This is a genomic window from Fructobacillus durionis (genome assembly GCF_900112405.1).
Taxonomy (GTDB): domain Bacteria; phylum Bacillota; class Bacilli; order Lactobacillales; family Lactobacillaceae; genus Fructobacillus; species Fructobacillus durionis.
Genome location: NZ_FOLI01000002.1, coordinates 119,947 through 137,623 on the forward strand (window position 1 = coordinate 119,947; position 17,677 = coordinate 137,623).

Below are 17,677 nucleotides of genomic sequence, written 5' to 3' on the forward strand. Positions count from 1 at the left end.
AAGAGCTAGGGTCAAAAGGCCTTAGCTCTTTTTTATATTTACTTAGCTAGGTGAGCGTCAGCACGTTCTTTAAGTTGAGCTAATTGTTCGTCCAAAGAATGTGTGGCTTCGTCCTTCTTAACTGCGGCTTCAGCCTTAGCTAAATTTAACTTGTTCTTAGCGCGGTTTGCCTTATCCTTACCTGCTTCAGTTAAGTCGTTTGCGCGTTGCTTGCCAAGGGCGATGAATTCCTGTCCCTTTGACTTGCCAGATTCAACCGCGTCGTTGGCCTTCAACTTAAGGTCAGCAACTTGATCGCTATCCTTTAACAATAGGTATGCTAATGCAGCATTACCAAACAATGAGGCACCAAGTAAAAAGTTCTTCATATCAGACACACTCCTTTTCTTTTCTTACCTCTATTATGGTTACCGACTTTAGAAAAGTCAACGGGTAGACCGGTAAGAAAGGATGGTGGCAGCCATCGAAAAAAGCCGGTAATAGCAACTGCCAGACAAGTTATAAAATGATATAATAACAATAGTTTAAAGATGAGAAAGGGACATTCATGATTAGTTTGAAATCACCACGTGAAATTGAAGCAATGCGCAAGTCCGGCGAGATTATGTCGGGTATGCACCACATGCTTCGCGGCTTAATTAAGCCTGGACTAGATACTTGGGAAATCGAGACCAAGTGTAAGGCATATATTGAGGACCACGGCGGTGTGCCCCTACAGATCGGTTATGAAGGCTTTAAGTACGCCGTTACCATTTCAATTAACAACGAAGTGGCTCACGGATTGCCTCGTAAGGGATTGAAGCTAAAGAACGGTGACTTGTTGAAGGTTGATACAGTGATTGGCCTTGATGGGGCGATTTCTGATTCAGCCTGGTCATATGCCGTTGGTGAAGTTTCACCTGAAGTTCAAAAGTTGATGGATACGGCCAAGAAGGCTCTTTACCTTGGAATTGACCAAGCGGTTGTTGGTAACCGTGTTGGTGATATTGGGGCTGCCATCCAAAAGTATACTGAAGACGAAATGGGTTACGGAGATGTTCGTCAGTACATCGGTCACGGCGTTGGCCCAACGATGCACGAAGATCCAGCTATTCCTCACTTTGGTAAGGCCGGTCACGGCCTTCGCTTGAAGGAAGGAATGACCATTACCATCGAACCAATGATTAACATGGGTGGTTGGGAAGTCACAACTGACACAACTCCTGAAGATGGTTGGACGGTTCGTACGGCTGATGGTTCATGGTCTGCTCAATATGAGCACACTTTGGCAATCACCAAGGATGGCCCTAAGATTTTGACTTCACAGGATCCTGTTGAAGACGCAAAGTATTTGTAAGAGATTGACTCAGAACACGAGGTAAGCATGGCACTTCCAGAAGCTTTCATCGCAAAATATCAAGACCTGCTCGGTAACGGAAGCGGGCCTTTTTTTGAGGCACTGGCGGGACCAATTGATAAGGGCTTTCGCTTGAATCCTTTGAAGGCCAATCAAGAGCCCGTCGACTTATCCTTGGATAATCCCATTGCCTGGTCCAAAAATGGTTACTTTGGTCAAGTATCTGGAAAGAGCATTGATCATACCACTGGCTTGGTTTACTCTCAGGAACCATCGGCCCAGTTTGTAGCCGAGGTGGTGGATGCCAAACCTGGTGAACGTGTCCTTGATTTGGCAGCCGCTCCCGGTGGAAAGTCCACCCAGTTAGCTGGTCAAATGCAGGGGCAGGGCCTACTTTGGACGAATGAAATTTTCTTTGGCCGTGCCAAGATTTTGTCCGAAAACATTGAGCGTTTTGGCGTACGCAACGCCATCGTTTCATCAGCAGATTCGAAGGACTTAGCCAAGGCTTTGCCGGGCTACTTTGACCGCGTACTATTGGACACGCCTTGTTCGGGCGAGGGGATGTTCCGAAAGGATCCTGATGCCGTTTCTTACTGGTCAGAGGGTTATCCACGCGAATGTGCGGACCGCTCAGAGGGTATTTTGGATAACGCCGTGAAGATGCTACGTCCAGGCGGTATTCTGGTTTACTCCACCTGTACCTTTGCGCCAGAAGAAGACGAGAAAATGATTGCCTGGTTACTAAAAGAGTACCCAGAGTTCGAGCTACTGCCCATCGATAAAGTCGCAGGTTCCGGAATTGCGGATGGTCGGCCTGAATGGGCTGACGGTAACCCCGATTTGAAGAAGACGGCTCGACTTTGGCCACAGGATTTGCCTGGTGAAGGGCACTTTGTGGCAAAGTTGCAAAAGAGTGCGGCTGCTGAAGAAGTGAAGGCACCAAAGGAGCAGAAGGCGGATAAGCTGTCTGCGGAAGAGGCGAGTTTGCTAGAGAGTTTCTTAGCTGAAACGGTACCGGGATTGCCGGTCGATTTGTCACGCTTGGTACGCTTTGGTGACCGTGTCTTCCTTCTGCCAGAAGGTTGTCCAGCCTTTGGTAAGGTTAAAATTTTACGTGCTGGGCTCTGCTTAGGAACCTTTAAGAAAAAGCGCTTTGAACCTGACCATGCTTTGGCATTGGCGGTTTACCCGGACGAAGCGAAGCAGACTTTTGCAATTGATGACCCAGCGAACTGGGCAGCTTACATTCACGGAGAGGCTTTGACTACTAAGGCTGATTTGGAAAAGGGTTTTGTGCTAATGACTGCCGGTGGCAACGGAGTTGGCTGGGCCAAGTTTGTGAACGGTCAGCTAAAGAATTTTTACCCTAAGGGATTACGTCATTAAGATTCGAAATTGAAGGAGAAGAGAATGGCTTATCAAAAGACAGTTACAATCAAAGATTTGGGCGAATTTACGATTAGTCCTGCAATTAAGAAATTTACTTTAATCGATTTAGGTTTCATCACAAATAATGCGGGAACTTACGTTTTGAAGCGTTCCTTGCAGCCTGATATGCCAGTTGATCAAGCAATCTCTTTGAAGGTTGTCTTTAAAAAGGACCTATCAGCCATGAAACTTGAAGTCATTGGTGCCGCTGGCGGACCTGTTGATATCTATGCCCGCGAAGATGCCAAGGACATGCTTGAACTCGTTGGCTTCTTCTTGAAGGAAATGACAGAACGACAGGTTTTGGAGCAAATTGCATGACAACTTTTTACTTTGTACGACATGGACAAACCGAATGGAACCTTGAAAAGCGCTTCCAGGGTGCCCATGGTGATTCACCACTTTTGAAGACTTCCTTTGAAGACATGGATAAAGTCGCGGCCTTTTTGAAAGAAAAGGGGATTTCCCGTGCCTTTTCTTCGCCACTACCCCGTGCGCAGAAAACGGCTGAAACCATTGTGGATAAGCTTCCTAAGCGGCCTAAGTTATCCCTCCATTCCAACATTGTTGAAGTTGGTTTGGGTGACTGGGAAGGTCAGAAAAAAGAAGACGTTGCTCGCGATTATCCAGAGGCTTACGATACCTACCGTAACCACTTGGAAAAGTTCGAGGGTGAAGGCTTTAATGGCGAGGGCTATACCCGTGCCGTTCGTCGTTTCCGCCGTTTTATCGAACAAGTCGCGGTTGACTACCCGGATGAATCCGTTCTGGTTGTGGCCCATGGTTTGATTTTGACCTTTGGTATGTCCAACCTCTTGGATGTAAAGCGTGAGGATATTCGTTCAAAGTTGGGCGGCCTTTCCAACACATCAACGACGACGATTCAAACAAATGATGGCAAAGACTTTCAACTTGTCGAATGGAACCAAACGGATTATCTCGACAAGGCCCAGGACGCGTCAACGACGATTTAATGGGTAAATGGTACAGTTTTGTACCGTACATATACGAAGAAGTAGGACAAAATGGCACGAACAGTTTCAGAGGACAATCAAGTAAAGGGAATTCTGCAAAACGTGATTTTTGCAGCCAAGGATTCTTATTTCAAGATTCTTTCAGTCCAAGTTGAAGAGGATGACTTTGACTGGGACGCCGACGAATTGATTGTCACTGGGACCTTTGCCTCCGTAAAGCCAGGCTCTACCTATGCTTTTTATGGCCAACTTGTCACCCATCCCCGTTACGGCCAGCAGTTTCAGGCTGCCCGTTACGAAAACCAGCTGGCAACTGATGAGAAGGGCTTGATTGCCTTTTTCTCCTCGGGCGACTTTGCAGGAATTGGTAAAAAAACGGCAGAAAAGATTGTGGACGCACTGGGTGAGGATGCCCTAGATAAAATCTTGGCTGATCCTTCCGTTTTAACTGGTTTGGTGAAACCTAAGGTGGCTGACAACCTTGTCGAAACCCTACAAAACAACATGGGCTTAGAACGTCTCTTCGCCCTTGGACATAAAGTCGGACTCTCTGCTGACTTAGCGGGGAAGATGTACGACCGTTACGGTGAAGAAGCGCAAACAATCTTGCAAGAAGACCCATACCGCTTGGTTTATGACGTTGATGGCTTACCTTTCAAAAAGGTCGATGCCATTGCGAAGACGGCTGGGTATGAAGTTGATAGCGTGGAACGTGTGAAGGCCGGTGTCTTTGCCGCCATTCAAAACGCTTGTTTTGCACACGGTCATACCTATTTGACGGTGGAACAGGCTAAGTCTGCCGCCTGGTCAATGTTGGGCAACGATTTACCGGACCCTGAAGCAGCCATTGATGCGGCATTGGGAGCCTTGGTGGCCGAAGGTCGTTTGACCTACTCAGACAATAGCTACCAACCTAAAGATTTGGCACTGGCCGAAAAGACAGTGGCTGATAAGATTGAGGAACTCTTTTCAAAGCGCTCTGATGTTGCCGCCGACACGATGAGCATTGACGATGTCTTTGTCGTGCCTGATCAATTACAACTAGATGACGTACAGGAAGAGGCGGTTAAGAAAGCCCTTTCCAGTCAGCTCTTTGTTTTGACGGGAGGACCTGGGACCGGTAAAACGACGGTCACGAAAACCCTAGTTAAGACCTGGGAAGCGCTTGTTCGCAACCAGCGGGATCGAGACGGTCATGACCAGGAATGGTTGAAGGAGCACCGTGTTCGTCTAGCTTCACCAACCGGCCGTGCTGCCAAGCGGATGACTGAAATCACGGGCTATGAAGCCACAACTATTCACAGGTTACTGGGAATTTCAGACGGAGATGATGCGGAATTTAACGCGGATAACCCGCTGTCCGGCGGTTTGCTGGTCATTGATGAGGCCTCAATGCTTGATATTTCGTTGGCCGCCGCTCTGTTCGAAGCAATTCCAAAGACCATGCACGTCGTGCTGGTGGGGGATGCCGACCAACTACCTTCGGTTGGCCCTGGTAATGTTTTGTATGATCTCATTCATTCTTCCAAAGTCGACCACGTCGCTTTGCAGCGGATTTACCGCCAGGGTAAGGGCTCCTCGATTTCTACCTTGGCGGCATCCATTAACGAGGGACATTTACCAGGCGACTTCCAAGATAAGCAACGGGACCGCTCGACTTTTCTGACGACGGCTAACCAGGTGCCGTCGGCTGTGGGACAAGTTTTAACTTCTGCCATTAAGAAGGGCTTTACCGCCGACCAGGTACAGGTCCTAGCGCCCATGTATAAAACGCCAGCAGGTGTGAAAGCGCTGAATCAAATTGCCCAGGACCTCTTTAATCCGGTTAAACCCGGACAAAAGACGCTCCAATATGGCGATAACGTCTTCCGGTTAGGTGATAAAGTCTTGCAACTGGAAAACGATACCGAACGGGATATCTATAACGGCGACATGGGTGAAGTTGTTGCTGTTCATAATCAGGCGGATAAGGGCGTTTCAGCCGATGCCTTGGTGGTTGACTTTGGTGGACAGGAAGTCTGGTATACAACAAAGACGTTAAACCAACTGACGCTAGCCTATGCAACAACTATTCATAAGGCACAGGGTAACGAGTTTAAGCTGGTTATTCTGGTTTTGACTTCGCAGTTTAAGATTATGTTGAACCAGAATTTGGTTTACACAGCCATTACCCGTGCCAAGGAAGCGTTAGTGATGGTAGGGGATTATGACGCCTATCAGTACGCAGCGGAGCATGAAGTGCCACACCGCCAGACGCATTTGGAAGAACTGCTAGAGGGGACGGCGAAGGCTGTTGCACAGAAGCCGACTAAAAGTGAGCCAGTAATCAAGCAGGAAAGCCCTGCGGCTAAAAATGAAACGGTTTCTACTGAATTTGTTCAGCAGAACGAAAAAAATGTTTCGCATCAGCCTGAAATTACAGCGGAAACTTCTTTGCAAAATGAGAAAACAGGATCGGATAAAAAGGTTTTATCTGAAAATTGTTTAACGGCTGCTCATTTAGCTGCTGGAATTGACCCGATGGTGGGGATGGACAACTTAAGTCCCGCTGATTTTATGCCAGATAATCAGCAAAGTTTAGTATAATGAATGAAGATGGTTTACTTGTGATGAGTAAACGGAAATAGAAAAAGAATTCTCTTGGAGCCAATGATGACTGCTAATCCAAAATTTCGTCTTTTTGATTTAGGAATTAACCCGGAATTATCCCAAAAAATTGCGGCGCAATTAAACGTAGAGCTTTCGGATGTTGATATTCGGACTTTTGCCGATCATGAAATCTACGAACGAATCGTTGATTCAGTTCGTGGAAGTGATGTGTACGTAATTGCTCCCATTGCGGACCCAGTGAACCAAAACTTCATGAAGTTGATGATTTTCATTGATGCCGTGAAGCGGACATCTGCTAAGTCCATCAACGTTGTGATTCCTTACATGGGTTATGCTCGTTCTGATCGAAAGAGCAGTTCCCGTGAACCAATCGTCGCTCGTTTGATTGCCAACATGCTTGAGAGCCAAGGCATTAAGCGTGTGATGACGATGGACTTGCACACTGCACAAGTACAGGGATTCTTCGACATTCCAGTTGACCACTTGATTGCCTTACCAGCACAGGTGGATTTCTTGGAAAAAGAAGGATTGGTTGGACAAGAAGTTGTTTGCGTTGCCTCTGGCCCTTCAACATTAAAGCTTGTACAACGTTTGGCTTCTGAAATTGGTAGTCAGTGGGCGATTCTTGATTACAGTCGCGGTTCAAACGAAAAGGCCCGCGTGACTGGTAAAGTTGCTGGTAAGCATGCCATCATTGTTTCAGACATGATTGACACCGGTGAAACGATGATTAATGCCGCTGCTGCCCTGAAGGAATCGGGCGCTGCAGCCATTGAAGGTCTTGCGACCCACGGCGTGTTCTCAGCACAGGCTTCTGAAGATTTACAGGAATCAGACTTGGACCGTCTATTGGTTTCTGACACTGTTGCCATTCCAGAAGAAAAACAGTTCCCTAAGTTAAAGGTCATTTCTGTTGCCCATCTTTTCGCAGAGGGTATTCAGCAGGTGATTGCACAAAAGTCCTTGGCCAAGGTTTTGCAGACCAAGGAGAACCGGGAGGATTAACTCGTGAAGAATGAACGATTACTTGAATTCGCTTCACCGGAATGGTCAGCCAATCCGGAAGGGCAAGGGGTAATTTGTTCCCAGTACGGCGCCTACTTAGCTTTTCAAGCTAGTGGTGTTGGTGAAGTTCGATTAACCTTTGCAGACGAATATTCAGGGCTAACTTGGACGTTGATGGTTGATGGCCAGGATGAACAGCAACTAACTGTTGATGGGACTAATTTGGTTATTGCCCTTCGAGAGGAAAAACATCAATATCAGTTGATTCTTGACCAGTGGGACACGAACCAAGTTGCCTTTTGGCAGCAGGGGTTGATTCTATCGAATTTGGCCTTTGAGGGTGTTGCTGACGTGATGGCAATTTTGCCTAACGAAGAGGAGTCGGAAAGCCGTCCTTACATCACCTTTGTTGGTGACTCAATTGTTGCTGGCGAGTTAATGGCGGGAGTTGCCCATGACCGACACCGCCCAAGCCAATCTTTCCCAGCCATTGTGGCCAGGGATTTGAAGCAGCCCTTGAACCGGATTGCTTACGGCGGTACTGGATTGACAAATTCAGCGCCATTTCAAGAACCAAAGGCGATTGATGCGCTTTGGCGTGTTGGCCAGGATGTGCCACGCCGTCGGGTTCACACCGATAAGGTAGTGGTCGCCTACGGACTAAATGATGCCAACTATGGTGCCACGGCTGAAGACTTTGCCTTCGGCCTACGAGTCTATTTGTTGGAACTGGTGAAACGTTTTCATCAGGCCCATTTTTACCTCTTAACCCCCTGGAACGGTCAGTTTAAGGAGATTTTTGAGGAAGAAGCCAGTCGCTTTGATTGCTTTACAATTGTTGATACAAGTTCCTGGCAAATAGCAACGCGCCCAACCCATCCGGATGTGGCTGCGCACGCTAAGATTGCCAAGGAATTAGAATTGATTTTATAGGAGGAAACACATGGTTTACCAAGCAGCAGAAGATCGTTACGAGAAATTGCCTTACCGCCGCGTCTCAGATTCAGGGTTGATTGTACCGGCTGTTTCCTTTGGTCTCTGGCGTAACCTTGGGGATACGATGCCCCTTGAGAATTCCCGTAAGGTCATTTTGAAGGCCTTTGACTCAGGTATTTTCTCTTTTGATAACGCCTTTAATTACGGTCCAAACAACGGAACGGCGGAAGAGACTTTTGGACAGGTTTACAAGTCTGATTTGAAGCCTTACCGTAATGAATTGGTGATTACAACCAAGGCCGGCTACCACATGTGGCCAGGACCACTAGGTGAGTTTTCTGGTCGCAAGACTTTGATTAACGCCTTGGATACGTCTTTACAAAAGATGAACCTGGACTACGTTGATATTTTCTACGCCCACCGTTTTGATCCAAATACCAACTTGGAAGAAACTGCCCGTGCTTTGGATGACCTTGTTAAGCAAGGAAAGGCTTTGTACGTTGGTGTTTCAAACTATAACGCCGAACAGACAAAGGCCATTGCCGAAATCTTTAAGGATTTGGGAACGCCATTCATTGGTAACCAGGTATCTTACAACATGTTGAACCAGCAGGTGAAGGATTCAGGTATGCTTGATACTTTGGACGAGCACCACGCCGGCCTCTTTGCCTATGGTCCACTATCGGAAGGCTTGTTGACGGACCGTTACTTGAAGGGAATCCCTGAGGACTTCCCAATTCACAAGACAAACGGTTTCCTCTTTGACGATGGTCGTGATGCCCTTGTGACTAAGTTGAACGATTTGAATCACTTAGCTAAGAACCGTAATCAAACGTTGTCACAGATGTCTTTGGCCTGGCTCTTGCAGGATAAGTGTGTGGCTTCAGTTGTCATTGGAACCTCTTCCGTTGACCACTTGCAGGATAACTTGGAATTTACTAAGAACCTTGATTTTACAGCTGATGAATTATCAGCCATTGAAAAGATTATCAAGGGTTAATGCATATAAAAAAGACCGTTTAGACACGGTCTTTTTTTATTGGATTTTTTGAAGTTGATGGCTAGCGATGAGTGAGTTGGGGGAAGAACCCACTTGATTAATCGGCACCTTTTTACCGAGTTCTTGATAGTACTGAACCCAGTGGAGGAGAATTGTGCCGTTGGGCCCAAAGGAAAGGGGCGTTTCGCAAAAGATGTTTTCATCTTTGTAGGCTTCGATAACAAGCTGTGAACAGTAGTATCCCGGTCCCTCTTGAAAGAAACCGTGGTTGTAGGGTTCGCCAAGGTGGGCTTTAGCCCGCTGAATAATGTTCTTTACATCTTTTAATGGATTAATTGTCCGGTAAAAGTGAAGGTGATTCTGATGTTCATTGATGAAATCTTGCAAGGGCCGTCGGATAACGCCACGTTTTCCAGTGGATTCAATAATAAAGAAGTGATTCTCTTTAGTTTTTTCAATAAGAGCAACATGTACGTAAGAGCTGTCACTATCAGAAAGTGTACTATCCGAAATGGCTTGATCTAATTGTTCTTTTTTTGGTAAAACAAAGGCTAAATCAGCGTTTTGTAGTTCTGTCATATAGGCTTACCTCGATAATGATAGGATAGCAGATTTTCTTGTTAATTTCGCTTCCTTTTACGTTAGCTTTCCTACCAATTCACGTGGCGTAGACGTGAGAAAACGAGTACAATGGATAGATGTGAGTAACGTTTGACCACGATTCATTAAAATTGGAGAGTCACAAATGGAAAAGAAGTTAACATGGCGCCAGAACCTACTAATGGTGTCTTTGATTTTCGGGATGTTCTTTGGTGCGGGTAACCTAATTTTCCCAGTTCACCTTGGACAGTTAGCAGGGGCCGCATGGGGACAAGCAACGTTTGGTTTCATCCTATCAGCCGTTTTGCTTCCCTTATTAGCCTTAGTCGCTTTAGGTGTTACACGATCTAGTTCAGTCTTTGATTTAATTAAGCCATTAGGTCCCCGTGTATCCGTTGTTTTTGTTGTTGTATTGCATTTTTGTCTTGGGCCACTGGTTGTGGCACCCCGTACGGCAACCGTGGCTTATTCCTTTTCATTTGAGAATTGGCTACCAGCAAACTACCAACAAATTGGACTGTTTGTTTTTGCCCTCGTGTACTTTATTTTGGTTTATTGGTCTTGCTTGAAGGCTGATGCCATTACCTCTGTGATTGGAAAGTACTTAAATCCGGCCTTCTTAATCTTGTTAGCCATTGTCTTCATTTTGGCACTTGTTTGGCCAATGGGAAACTTACACCAACACGTGACATCAAGTTATCAGACAGCACCAATCCTTTCTTCTGCAATTGAAGGATACAATACGGTGGATGCCTTGGCTTCATTAGTCTTAGGTGTTGCCATAGTGCATGCTATCGAAAACATGGGTTACCATAAGCCTGCCCACGTGGCGAAGATTATTGTTAAGACGGGTACTTGGGCCTTAATTGGTTTGTCCCTTGTATACGTTGGTTTGATTATGTTGGGAACGTCTTCTCTTGGTAAAGAAAGCATTTCCTTGAACGGGGCGATTGCTCTAACACAAATTATGACCAACTACTTTGGTTCCTTTGGCCAGGTTTTCTTGGCCATTATGGGACCGGTAGCAGTCTTTACAACGGCGATGGGGGAGTCCTCTTCCTTCGCCCACGACTTTCATAGAGCCTTCCCAAAGATTTCTTATGAAAAGTGGTTGGCTTTAGCCATCTTCATCGCCTTCCTTGTGGCCTTGCTAGGACTAGATAAGATTATTGAATGGGCTGTGCCTGTTTTGATGATTATGTATCCAGTGGCTATTATTTTGATTTTCTTGAACCTAATTTCACCATGGATTGGTCGCACAAGTGCGCTCTTTAAGTGGTCCATCGGGTTAACCTTGATTGGGTCAATTGGTGATGGGTTAACTCAGGTACCATTCGCTAAAATGCTAGGTGGCTTTGTTAGTTATACTGAGGCCGGGGTGCAACACATCGGTTGGTATCAGCAACACCTTTTCTTGGCAAACCAGGGCTTTTCATGGGTTATGTTTGCAGCCCTTGGATTAATTATTGGTTCTATTGTGCAGCATGTGACCAAGTCACCATCTGTTGATGCTGAATAAGTAAATAAAAAAGCAGCGACTCAATTGAGTCGCTGCTTTTTTGTGTATTACATGTTTTCTTCTTCGTGAAGAATACGGTAGGCAATTGATTCTGAAATAACAAGATCAGTTAAGAATTTACCGCGAAGTGCACCGATGGTTGCTCGGGACTTAAACTTGCGACGAACAATACCAACACGCTTATGAACACCTAAGATGGTTGAAAGAGAAAGACCAACCGTCTTATCTGTATCGATGTTCAAGATTTTACCGTTAATGTCGTATGGACGTCCATAAATCATACCAGCAACTTCGCCAAGACGAACTTCAGGGAAGAGACGGTTGATGTTTTGGTTCCAGATTGGAATTGATTCCAAAGAAGTGATGGTTCCCAATCCAGTAACGATGGTATCCATCTCCCTTGATGCATCCAAGGTCTTCTTGATTGAAACGGCATCGTAGAGGCCGTTTCGAACGTCATCGTTTGCCAAGTAAAGTGGAGCGGGCAAAGTCAAGAATTCACCTGAAACCTTCTTAGCAGCGCGTTCAACGATACGAACTGTACCGGCAGTAGAGTTGTACTTCAAGTTTTCTCCGATGAACTGAACGAACTTGATTTGATCCAATGGGTTAGTAGTAATGGCATCAATCAATGAATACGTTGTTTCACCCCATGTCAACCCAACGGTATGAGGACCCTTTTCGAGGTGCTTAACCATGAGGTTGGCAGCGTAGTTTGATAGTAAATCATCTGTCGCTGATGTTGTGGTGTCATCTTGAATAATGTAGCAAGTAGTGTCAGGATACTTTTCCTTGAATACTTGTTCTAGTTGGGAATTACGTGATGCTGTCGAAGCGATTTCGATTTTTACGATTCCGCTTTTAACTGCCTCGTTGAGATACTTGTTAATTAAATATCGAGATACTTGATATTTATCAGAAATCTCTCCAAAGGAAAGCTTATTTAAGTAGTAGTCCTCGGAGATTTGCGCGAGCAAACTCGGATCAGTGGTTGACATAGAAATCCCTTCATTCTGTTCTTTTATTTTCCTTATTCAAAAAGTAAAGTCTTTTTTTCAAAGAAACGATTATCATTATTCTACACTATTTTTCACTATTTTTGCAATTTATCTAAATTTTTTTGATAAATAGGACGACTTAAAAAAATTATATTACTTTAAAAAATTGAAAATCGAGTAAAAAATAGCTGATTTTATGAAAATATCAAGATTAACTCTTTACTTCACAAACAAAGAGTTTTAGAATGAGAATAACATCACTGATATGTTGGTGAATCCAAGGAGGTCATATGGTTGATATGAACGAAGTGCAACAAATGCACGAGAAACACACAGGCGTCTTGGAAGTTCAAGGAACTTTCGATATTAAGACACCTTCTGACTTGGGAAAGGCTTACACGCCAGGTGTTGCTGGTTTGGCAAAGGATATCGAAGCACATCCTGAAGACCAAGCAAAGTACACAATGTCAGGTAAGTTGATTCCTGTTATTACAGATGGTACAGCTGTTTTGGGACTTGGAAACGTTGGTCCTGGTGCTGGATTGCCAATTGTTGAAGGGAAGGCTTTGATTTACAAGTCATTTGCCGGTGTTGATGCCATTCCAATGGCATTGAAGCAAGTTTCTGTTGACGACATCGTCAAGACTATCGAAACAATGGCACCTTCATTTGCTGGTATTCACTTGGAAGATATCGCTGCTCCTCAATGTTTTGAAATTGAGCGCCGCTTGTCTGAAGATCTTGATTTGCCAGTTTACCACGATGATCAAACTGGAACTGCCATCGTTGTTTTGGCTGGTTTGATTAACGCCGCTAAGGTTGTTGGTAAGAAGTTGGAAGACTTAAAGGTTGTTATGAACGGTGTTGGTGCTGGTGGTGTTGCCACAGCCAACTTGTTGATTGCTGCTGGTATCAAGCACATTACATTGGTTGATATCCACGGTGTTGTTCGTTCAAACGACGAATCATACAACCACTTCCAACGTGAATTGGCTGACCAAGTGGAACAAGCAGATGGTAAGACTTTGGATGACATCATCGATGGACAAGATGCCTTTATCGGTTTGTCAGATGCCAACGTTTTGTCAAAGGACCAAGTAAAGCGTATGGCTGATTCACCAATTGTCTTTGCCTTGGCAAACCCAGTTCCTGAAATTTCACCAGATGACGCCCATGAAGCAGGTGCTGTTGTAACTGCTACTGGTTCATCACAATGGCCTAACCAAGTTAACAACATCTTGGCATTCCCTGGTTTGTTCCGTGGATTGCTTCAATCAGGTTTGAAGCACGTTGACATGCAATTGCAAGTTAACGTTGCCCAAGGCTTGGCTGGATTGGTTGACAATGTTGCCGCTGACAAGATTGTTCCTTCAGTATTTGATGACGGTGTTGTTGATGCCGTTACAAACGCCGTATTGGATTACGCAAAGAAGGCCTAACCATGGCTGATCAGATTAAAGACCTTTATTTGTTCAATCCCAATGTGAAAAAGCAATGGGAAAACTTCTTACAGGAGAAAGGCATTTCTGTCTTTTCAGACCAAGAGGTAAACGCAATTGACCAAACGATTGGTCTCTATGATGATCAGGGTCAATTGGTTGGAACCGGGTCAATTGCTGGTAAGACGATTAAGTATATCGCCGTTGAAGATGATGGCTCCGGTGCTTCCGGTGCCCGCTTCAACCAAGTGGTATCCGCCCTTGAAATGAACTTGGCGCAAGCCGGTCACTTTCAAATTTTCGTCTTTACAAAGCCACAGTATCAAACTTCTTTTGAACACGTTGGCTTTCATACACTGGCGAAAACCGATTACGGTTTGATTCTTGAAAAGGGAACGCCAAACATTGAAACTTACCGCGCCGGATTAACAAAGAAGCCTGCGGATGCTAAAACAGTCGCTGCTATTGTTATGAACGCCAATCCCTTTACTAAGGGGCACCGTTACTTAGTCGAACAAGCGGCTAAGAACAACGACTTTGTTTACGTCTTTGTTGTTAATCAAGACGTTTCACTCTTCACTACTGAAGAGCGAACAATGTTAGTTAAGGAAGGAACGAAGGATTTGCCAAACGTTGCCGTTGAAAACGGTGGTGACTACATGGTTTCTTATCTTTCATTCCCTGCCTACTTTATTAAGAACCAAGATACAGCAATTAAATTCCAAACGGCTTTGGATGCAACGCTCTTCAAGGAGCAGTTGGCTAAGCCACTTGGTATTCAGAAACGTTATTTGGGAACAGAACCAACTTCCCACACTACCGCACTTTATAACGAGACCTTGCAAACCATCCTGCCACCAGAAGTGGAAGTGGTCATTGTGCCACGGCTGACTCAGAGTAGCGGGCAAGACGTGGTTTCGGCGACAGAAGTTCGGGCTATGATTAAGTCAGACCAGATTGATCAATTGAACAACCTGGTTCCTGATACGACCTTGGCCTTTATTAAGAACCATCGAACCGATTTACAGGATCGTATTTCGAAAGGACAGAAAATCAATGGAAATTAAGCAAACAGCCATGGCTGGTACGCTGGAATCTTCTGATATCCAGATCGTACTTAGCCAAGGCAAGGGAGTCGAATTTGACTTGACTTCAGACGTCGAAAAGCAATTCGGCGATGCCATCAAGGCAACAATCAAGTCAGTGTTGGACGCATACCAAATCGACAACGTACTCGTTAAGGTTGTTGATAAGGGTGCTTTGACACCAGTTATCAAGGCACGTGCAATCACTGCTGTACAACGTGCCTTGGACTTGAAAGATCAACCAAACTGGGAGGTGCTCTAATGGCTGCAGATGAACGACTACGTCGAACAATGATGTTCGTTCCTGGTAACAACCCAGGTTTGATTAAGGATGCAGGTATTTTCGGTGTTGATTCAATCATGTTTGATTTGGAAGATGCCGTTAACATGAACGAAAAGGACTCAGCTCGTTACCTTGTATACGAAGCTTTGCAAACATTTGATTACGGAAACGCTGAATTGGTTGTTCGTATCAACGGTTTGGACACTCCTTTCTACGAAAACGATATCAAGGCTATGGTTAAGGCCGGTATCGATGTTATCCGTTTGCCAAAGACTGAAAGCGCCGACATGGTTCACGAACTTGAGAACCTTGTTGAAGCAGCCGAAAAGGAATTCGGTCGCGAAGTTGGTTCAACTCACTTGATGGCTGCCATCGAATCAGCCATGGGTGTTGTCAACGCCTACGAAATCGCTTCAGCTTCTGATCGTATGATCGGAATCGCTTTGTCAGCCGAAGATTACACGACTGACATGAAGACTCACCGTTACCCAGACGGTCGTGAATTGTCATATGCACGTAACGCTATCTTGCACGCTGCCCGTGCTGCTAAGATTGCTGCCTTCGATACTGTCTTCACTAACTTGGACGATGAAGAAGGATTTATCCGCGAAACTGAATACATTCACCAACTTGGATTTGACGGAAAGTCATTGATCAACCCACGTCAAATTGCCCCAGTTAACAAGGTTTACCAACCTACTCAAAAGGAAATCATTAACGCTCAAAACGTTATGGCTGCTATTGAAGAAGCAAAGCGCAAGGGTTCAGGTGTTATTGCCATGAACGGTCAAATGGTTGACCGCCCAGTTGTTTTGCGTGCCGAACGTGTGATGATGCTTGCTAAGGCTAACAACCTTATTGATGCGGAGGGAAATTACATTGAAGAATAATGTCAACCGGGAAATTCCGGACTCAATTTTGAAAGATTATAACTACGAAGGTTTCAAGACAACCGAATTTGGTAACAAGGAAATCCAACGTGTAGCACCTAAGGTTACTGCACAAGTGGGTCCTTCAAAGGTTGTTGAATCAATCAAGAAGGTTGTTTCAGAAACTGTTAAAGATGGTATGACAATTTCATTCCACCACCACTTCCGTGAAGGTGATTTCGTCTTCAACATGGTGATGCGTGAAATTATCGATGCAGGTTACAAGGACTTGACTTTGGCACCTTCATCATTGACAAACGTTATGAACGATATCGTTGTTGAAGCCATCGAAAAGGGAACTGTTACGAACATCACGTCATCAGGTATGCGTGGATCATTGGGTGACGCCGTTTCTCACGGTGCCTTGAAGAATCCAGTTATCTTCCGTTCACACGGTGGCCGTGCTCGTGCCATCGAAGAAGGTAAGGTTAAGATTGATGTTGCCTTCTTGGGTGTACCAAACGCCGATGAAATGGGTAACGCTAACGGTATGTACGGTGAAACTGCTTTCGGTTCACTTGGTTATGCCTTGATCGATGCTCAATACGCTGACAAGGTTGTTTTGGTAACTGATAACTTGATGCCATACCCTAACACACCTGCTTCAATCAAGCAGACGCAAGTTGACTACGTTGTTAAGGTTGACAAGGTTGGTAACCCTGACAAGATTGGTTCTGGTGCAACTCGTTTCACTAAGGACCCTAAGGAATTGAAGATTGCCAAGATGGTTAACGATGTTATCGTTCACAGCCCATACTTCAAGCAAGACTTCTCATTCCAGACTGGTTCTGGTGGTGCTGCCTTGGCCGTCACTCGTTTCTTGCGTCAATCAATGCTTGACCATGGAATCACTGCTTCATTCGCTCTTGGTGGAATTACAAAGCCAACTGTTGACTTGTTGAACGAAGGTCTTGTAAAGCGCATCATGGATGTTCAAGACTTTGATAAGGGTGCCGCTTCTTCAATGAAGGATGACGCTAACCAACAAGAAATCGACGCTTCTTGGTATGCTGACGCAGCTAACAAGGGTGCCATGGTTGACAAGTTGGACGTTTCAATCCTTTCTGCTTTGGAAATGGATACGAAGTTTAACGTTAACGTTATGTCAGGTTCTGACGGTGTTATCCGTGGAGCCATCGGTGGTCACCAAGATGCCGCAACTTCAAAGTTGACAATTATCTCAGCTCCATTGGTACGTGGACGTATTGCTACTATCGTACCTGACGTTACAACTGTTATCACTCCTGGTGATTCAATTGACGTTGTTGTTACGGAAGCTGGAATTGCCATTAACCCTAAGCGCAAGGATCTTATCGATGCCTTGTCTAAGGTTCCTGGTTTGCCAATCTTCACTATCGAAGAACTCCAAAAGAAGGCCGAAGCCCTTGTTGGCGAAGCAAAGCCTTTGGAATTCACAGACCGTGTTGTTGCCTTGGCTGAATACCGTGATGGTTCATTGATCGATGTCATCAAGGAAGTTAAGGACTAATTTTCCATTTAAAGGGCCAGTGTTCACTGGTCCTTTTTATGTT

At 45.2% G+C, this 17,677-nt stretch carries 17 protein-coding genes; 14 read left to right on the forward strand and 3 right to left on the reverse strand.

The features are described from left to right. Positions 1–38: 38 nt before the first annotated feature. A complete protein-coding gene (locus BMZ93_RS03215; RefSeq protein WP_091502169.1) occupies positions 39–368 on the reverse strand; it encodes a hypothetical protein in 330 nt (109 codons plus the stop codon). Between the two features lie 179 nt (positions 369–547). Between BMZ93_RS03215 and map the strand changes: the two genes are divergently transcribed. The 8 genes from map (at position 548) to BMZ93_RS03255 (ending at position 9,292) form a co-directional block, all read left to right on the forward strand. After that, entirely contained in the window at positions 548–1,336 is a 789-nt protein-coding gene (gene map, locus BMZ93_RS03220; protein ID WP_091502171.1) for a type I methionyl aminopeptidase, read from the forward strand. 27 nt (positions 1,337–1,363) lie between these two features. Continuing rightward, complete coding sequence (locus BMZ93_RS03225) at positions 1,364–2,725, forward strand: RsmF rRNA methyltransferase first C-terminal domain-containing protein (RefSeq protein ID WP_091502173.1); 1,362 nt, start codon at positions 1,364–1,366, stop codon at positions 2,723–2,725. Between the two features lie 24 nt (positions 2,726–2,749). Next, positions 2,750–3,088, forward strand: a complete 339-nt coding sequence (locus BMZ93_RS03230) for a cysteine desulfurase (protein WP_091502175.1) — start codon at positions 2,750–2,752, stop codon at positions 3,086–3,088. After that, positions 3,085–3,741 carry a histidine phosphatase family protein gene (locus BMZ93_RS03235; RefSeq protein WP_091502177.1) on the forward strand — a complete coding sequence of 219 codons (657 nt, stop codon included), beginning with the start codon at positions 3,085–3,087 and terminating at the stop codon, positions 3,739–3,741. The genes BMZ93_RS03230 and BMZ93_RS03235 overlap by 4 nt, the downstream gene beginning before the upstream one ends. A gap of 51 nt (positions 3,742–3,792) precedes the next feature. Continuing rightward, on the forward strand, positions 3,793–6,327 hold the full coding sequence (recD2, locus tag BMZ93_RS03240; RefSeq protein ID WP_091502179.1) for an SF1B family DNA helicase RecD2: 2,535 nt from the start codon (positions 3,793–3,795) through the stop codon (positions 6,325–6,327). A 66-nt stretch (positions 6,328–6,393) separates the two neighbouring features. Beyond that, positions 6,394–7,356: a ribose-phosphate diphosphokinase gene (locus BMZ93_RS03245; RefSeq protein WP_091502180.1), complete on the forward strand. Its 963-nt coding sequence runs from the start codon at positions 6,394–6,396 to the stop codon at positions 7,354–7,356. A gap of 3 nt (positions 7,357–7,359) precedes the next feature. Continuing rightward, a complete protein-coding gene (locus BMZ93_RS03250) occupies positions 7,360–8,289 on the forward strand; it encodes an SGNH/GDSL hydrolase family protein (protein ID WP_091502183.1) in 930 nt (309 codons plus the stop codon). Positions 8,290–8,299: 10 nt separating this feature from the next. Continuing rightward, positions 8,300–9,292 carry an aldo/keto reductase gene (locus tag BMZ93_RS03255; RefSeq protein ID WP_091502185.1) on the forward strand — a complete coding sequence of 331 codons (993 nt, stop codon included), beginning with the start codon at positions 8,300–8,302 and terminating at the stop codon, positions 9,290–9,292. A gap of 36 nt (positions 9,293–9,328) precedes the next feature. On the opposite strand, the gene BMZ93_RS03260 is transcribed toward BMZ93_RS03255, so the two are convergent. Further along, positions 9,329–9,871, reverse strand: coding sequence for a YiiX/YebB-like N1pC/P60 family cysteine hydrolase (locus tag BMZ93_RS03260; protein ID WP_091502186.1), 543 nt, complete (start codon positions 9,869–9,871; stop codon positions 9,329–9,331). Positions 9,872–10,037: 166 nt separating this feature from the next. On the opposite strand from BMZ93_RS03260, the gene brnQ reads away from it, so the two are divergent. Beyond that, positions 10,038–11,411 carry a branched-chain amino acid transport system II carrier protein gene (gene brnQ / locus BMZ93_RS03265; RefSeq protein WP_091502188.1) on the forward strand — a complete coding sequence of 458 codons (1,374 nt, stop codon included), beginning with the start codon at positions 10,038–10,040 and terminating at the stop codon, positions 11,409–11,411. A gap of 47 nt (positions 11,412–11,458) precedes the next feature. On the opposite strand, the gene BMZ93_RS03270 is transcribed toward brnQ, so the two are convergent. Continuing rightward, positions 11,459–12,409: a sugar-binding transcriptional regulator gene (locus tag BMZ93_RS03270; RefSeq protein WP_091502190.1), complete on the reverse strand. Its 951-nt coding sequence runs from the start codon at positions 12,407–12,409 to the stop codon at positions 11,459–11,461. 290 nt (positions 12,410–12,699) lie between these two features. On the opposite strand from BMZ93_RS03270, the gene BMZ93_RS03275 reads away from it, so the two are divergent. Genes BMZ93_RS03275 through citF form a run of 5 tightly spaced genes read left to right on the forward strand, consistent with a single transcriptional unit; the run spans position 12,700 to position 17,634 of the window. Beyond that, a complete protein-coding gene (locus BMZ93_RS03275; RefSeq protein ID WP_091502192.1) occupies positions 12,700–13,848 on the forward strand; it encodes an NAD(P)-dependent malic enzyme in 1,149 nt (382 codons plus the stop codon). 2 nt (positions 13,849–13,850) lie between these two features. Further along, positions 13,851–14,915, forward strand: coding sequence for a [citrate (pro-3S)-lyase] ligase (citC, locus tag BMZ93_RS03280; RefSeq protein WP_091502194.1), 1,065 nt, complete (start codon positions 13,851–13,853; stop codon positions 14,913–14,915). Next, complete coding sequence (citD, locus tag BMZ93_RS03285) at positions 14,905–15,195, forward strand: citrate lyase acyl carrier protein (protein WP_091502196.1); 291 nt, start codon at positions 14,905–14,907, stop codon at positions 15,193–15,195. The genes citC and citD overlap by 11 nt, the downstream gene beginning before the upstream one ends. Then, positions 15,195–16,106: a citrate (pro-3S)-lyase subunit beta gene (gene citE, locus BMZ93_RS03290; protein ID WP_091502198.1), complete on the forward strand. Its 912-nt coding sequence runs from the start codon at positions 15,195–15,197 to the stop codon at positions 16,104–16,106. Before citD ends, citE begins: the two co-directional genes overlap by 1 nt. After that, positions 16,096–17,634 (forward strand): citrate lyase subunit alpha, encoded by a 1,539-nt coding sequence (citF, locus tag BMZ93_RS03295; RefSeq protein WP_091502200.1) that lies wholly within the window; start codon positions 16,096–16,098, stop codon positions 17,632–17,634. Before citE ends, citF begins: the two co-directional genes overlap by 11 nt. Positions 17,635–17,677: the final 43 nt, after the last annotated feature.

Coding starts and splice junctions, on each gene's coding strand:
- BMZ93_RS03235 (WP_091502177.1), top strand. CDS start 3,085: ATGACAACTTTTTACTTTGTACGACATGGACAAACCGAATGGAACCTT.
- BMZ93_RS03230 (WP_091502175.1), top strand. CDS start 2,750: ATGGCTTATCAAAAGACAGTTACAATCAAAGATTTGGGCGAATTTACG.
- BMZ93_RS03255 (WP_091502185.1), top strand. CDS start 8,300: ATGGTTTACCAAGCAGCAGAAGATCGTTACGAGAAATTGCCTTACCGC.
- map (WP_091502171.1), top strand. CDS start 548: ATGATTAGTTTGAAATCACCACGTGAAATTGAAGCAATGCGCAAGTCC.
- brnQ (WP_091502188.1), top strand. CDS start 10,038: ATGGAAAAGAAGTTAACATGGCGCCAGAACCTACTAATGGTGTCTTTG.
- citE (WP_091502198.1), top strand. CDS start 15,195: ATGGCTGCAGATGAACGACTACGTCGAACAATGATGTTCGTTCCTGGT.
- BMZ93_RS03270 (WP_091502190.1), bottom strand. CDS start 12,409: ATGTCAACCACTGATCCGAGTTTGCTCGCGCAAATCTCCGAGGACTAC.
- BMZ93_RS03260 (WP_091502186.1), bottom strand. CDS start 9,871: ATGACAGAACTACAAAACGCTGATTTAGCCTTTGTTTTACCAAAAAAA.
- BMZ93_RS03225 (WP_091502173.1), top strand. CDS start 1,364: ATGGCACTTCCAGAAGCTTTCATCGCAAAATATCAAGACCTGCTCGGT.
- BMZ93_RS03245 (WP_091502180.1), top strand. CDS start 6,394: ATGACTGCTAATCCAAAATTTCGTCTTTTTGATTTAGGAATTAACCCG.
- BMZ93_RS03275 (WP_091502192.1), top strand. CDS start 12,700: ATGGTTGATATGAACGAAGTGCAACAAATGCACGAGAAACACACAGGC.
- citC (WP_091502194.1), top strand. CDS start 13,851: ATGGCTGATCAGATTAAAGACCTTTATTTGTTCAATCCCAATGTGAAA.
- BMZ93_RS03215 (WP_091502169.1), bottom strand. CDS start 368: ATGAAGAACTTTTTACTTGGTGCCTCATTGTTTGGTAATGCTGCATTA.
- recD2 (WP_091502179.1), top strand. CDS start 3,793: ATGGCACGAACAGTTTCAGAGGACAATCAAGTAAAGGGAATTCTGCAA.
- citD (WP_091502196.1), top strand. CDS start 14,905: ATGGAAATTAAGCAAACAGCCATGGCTGGTACGCTGGAATCTTCTGAT.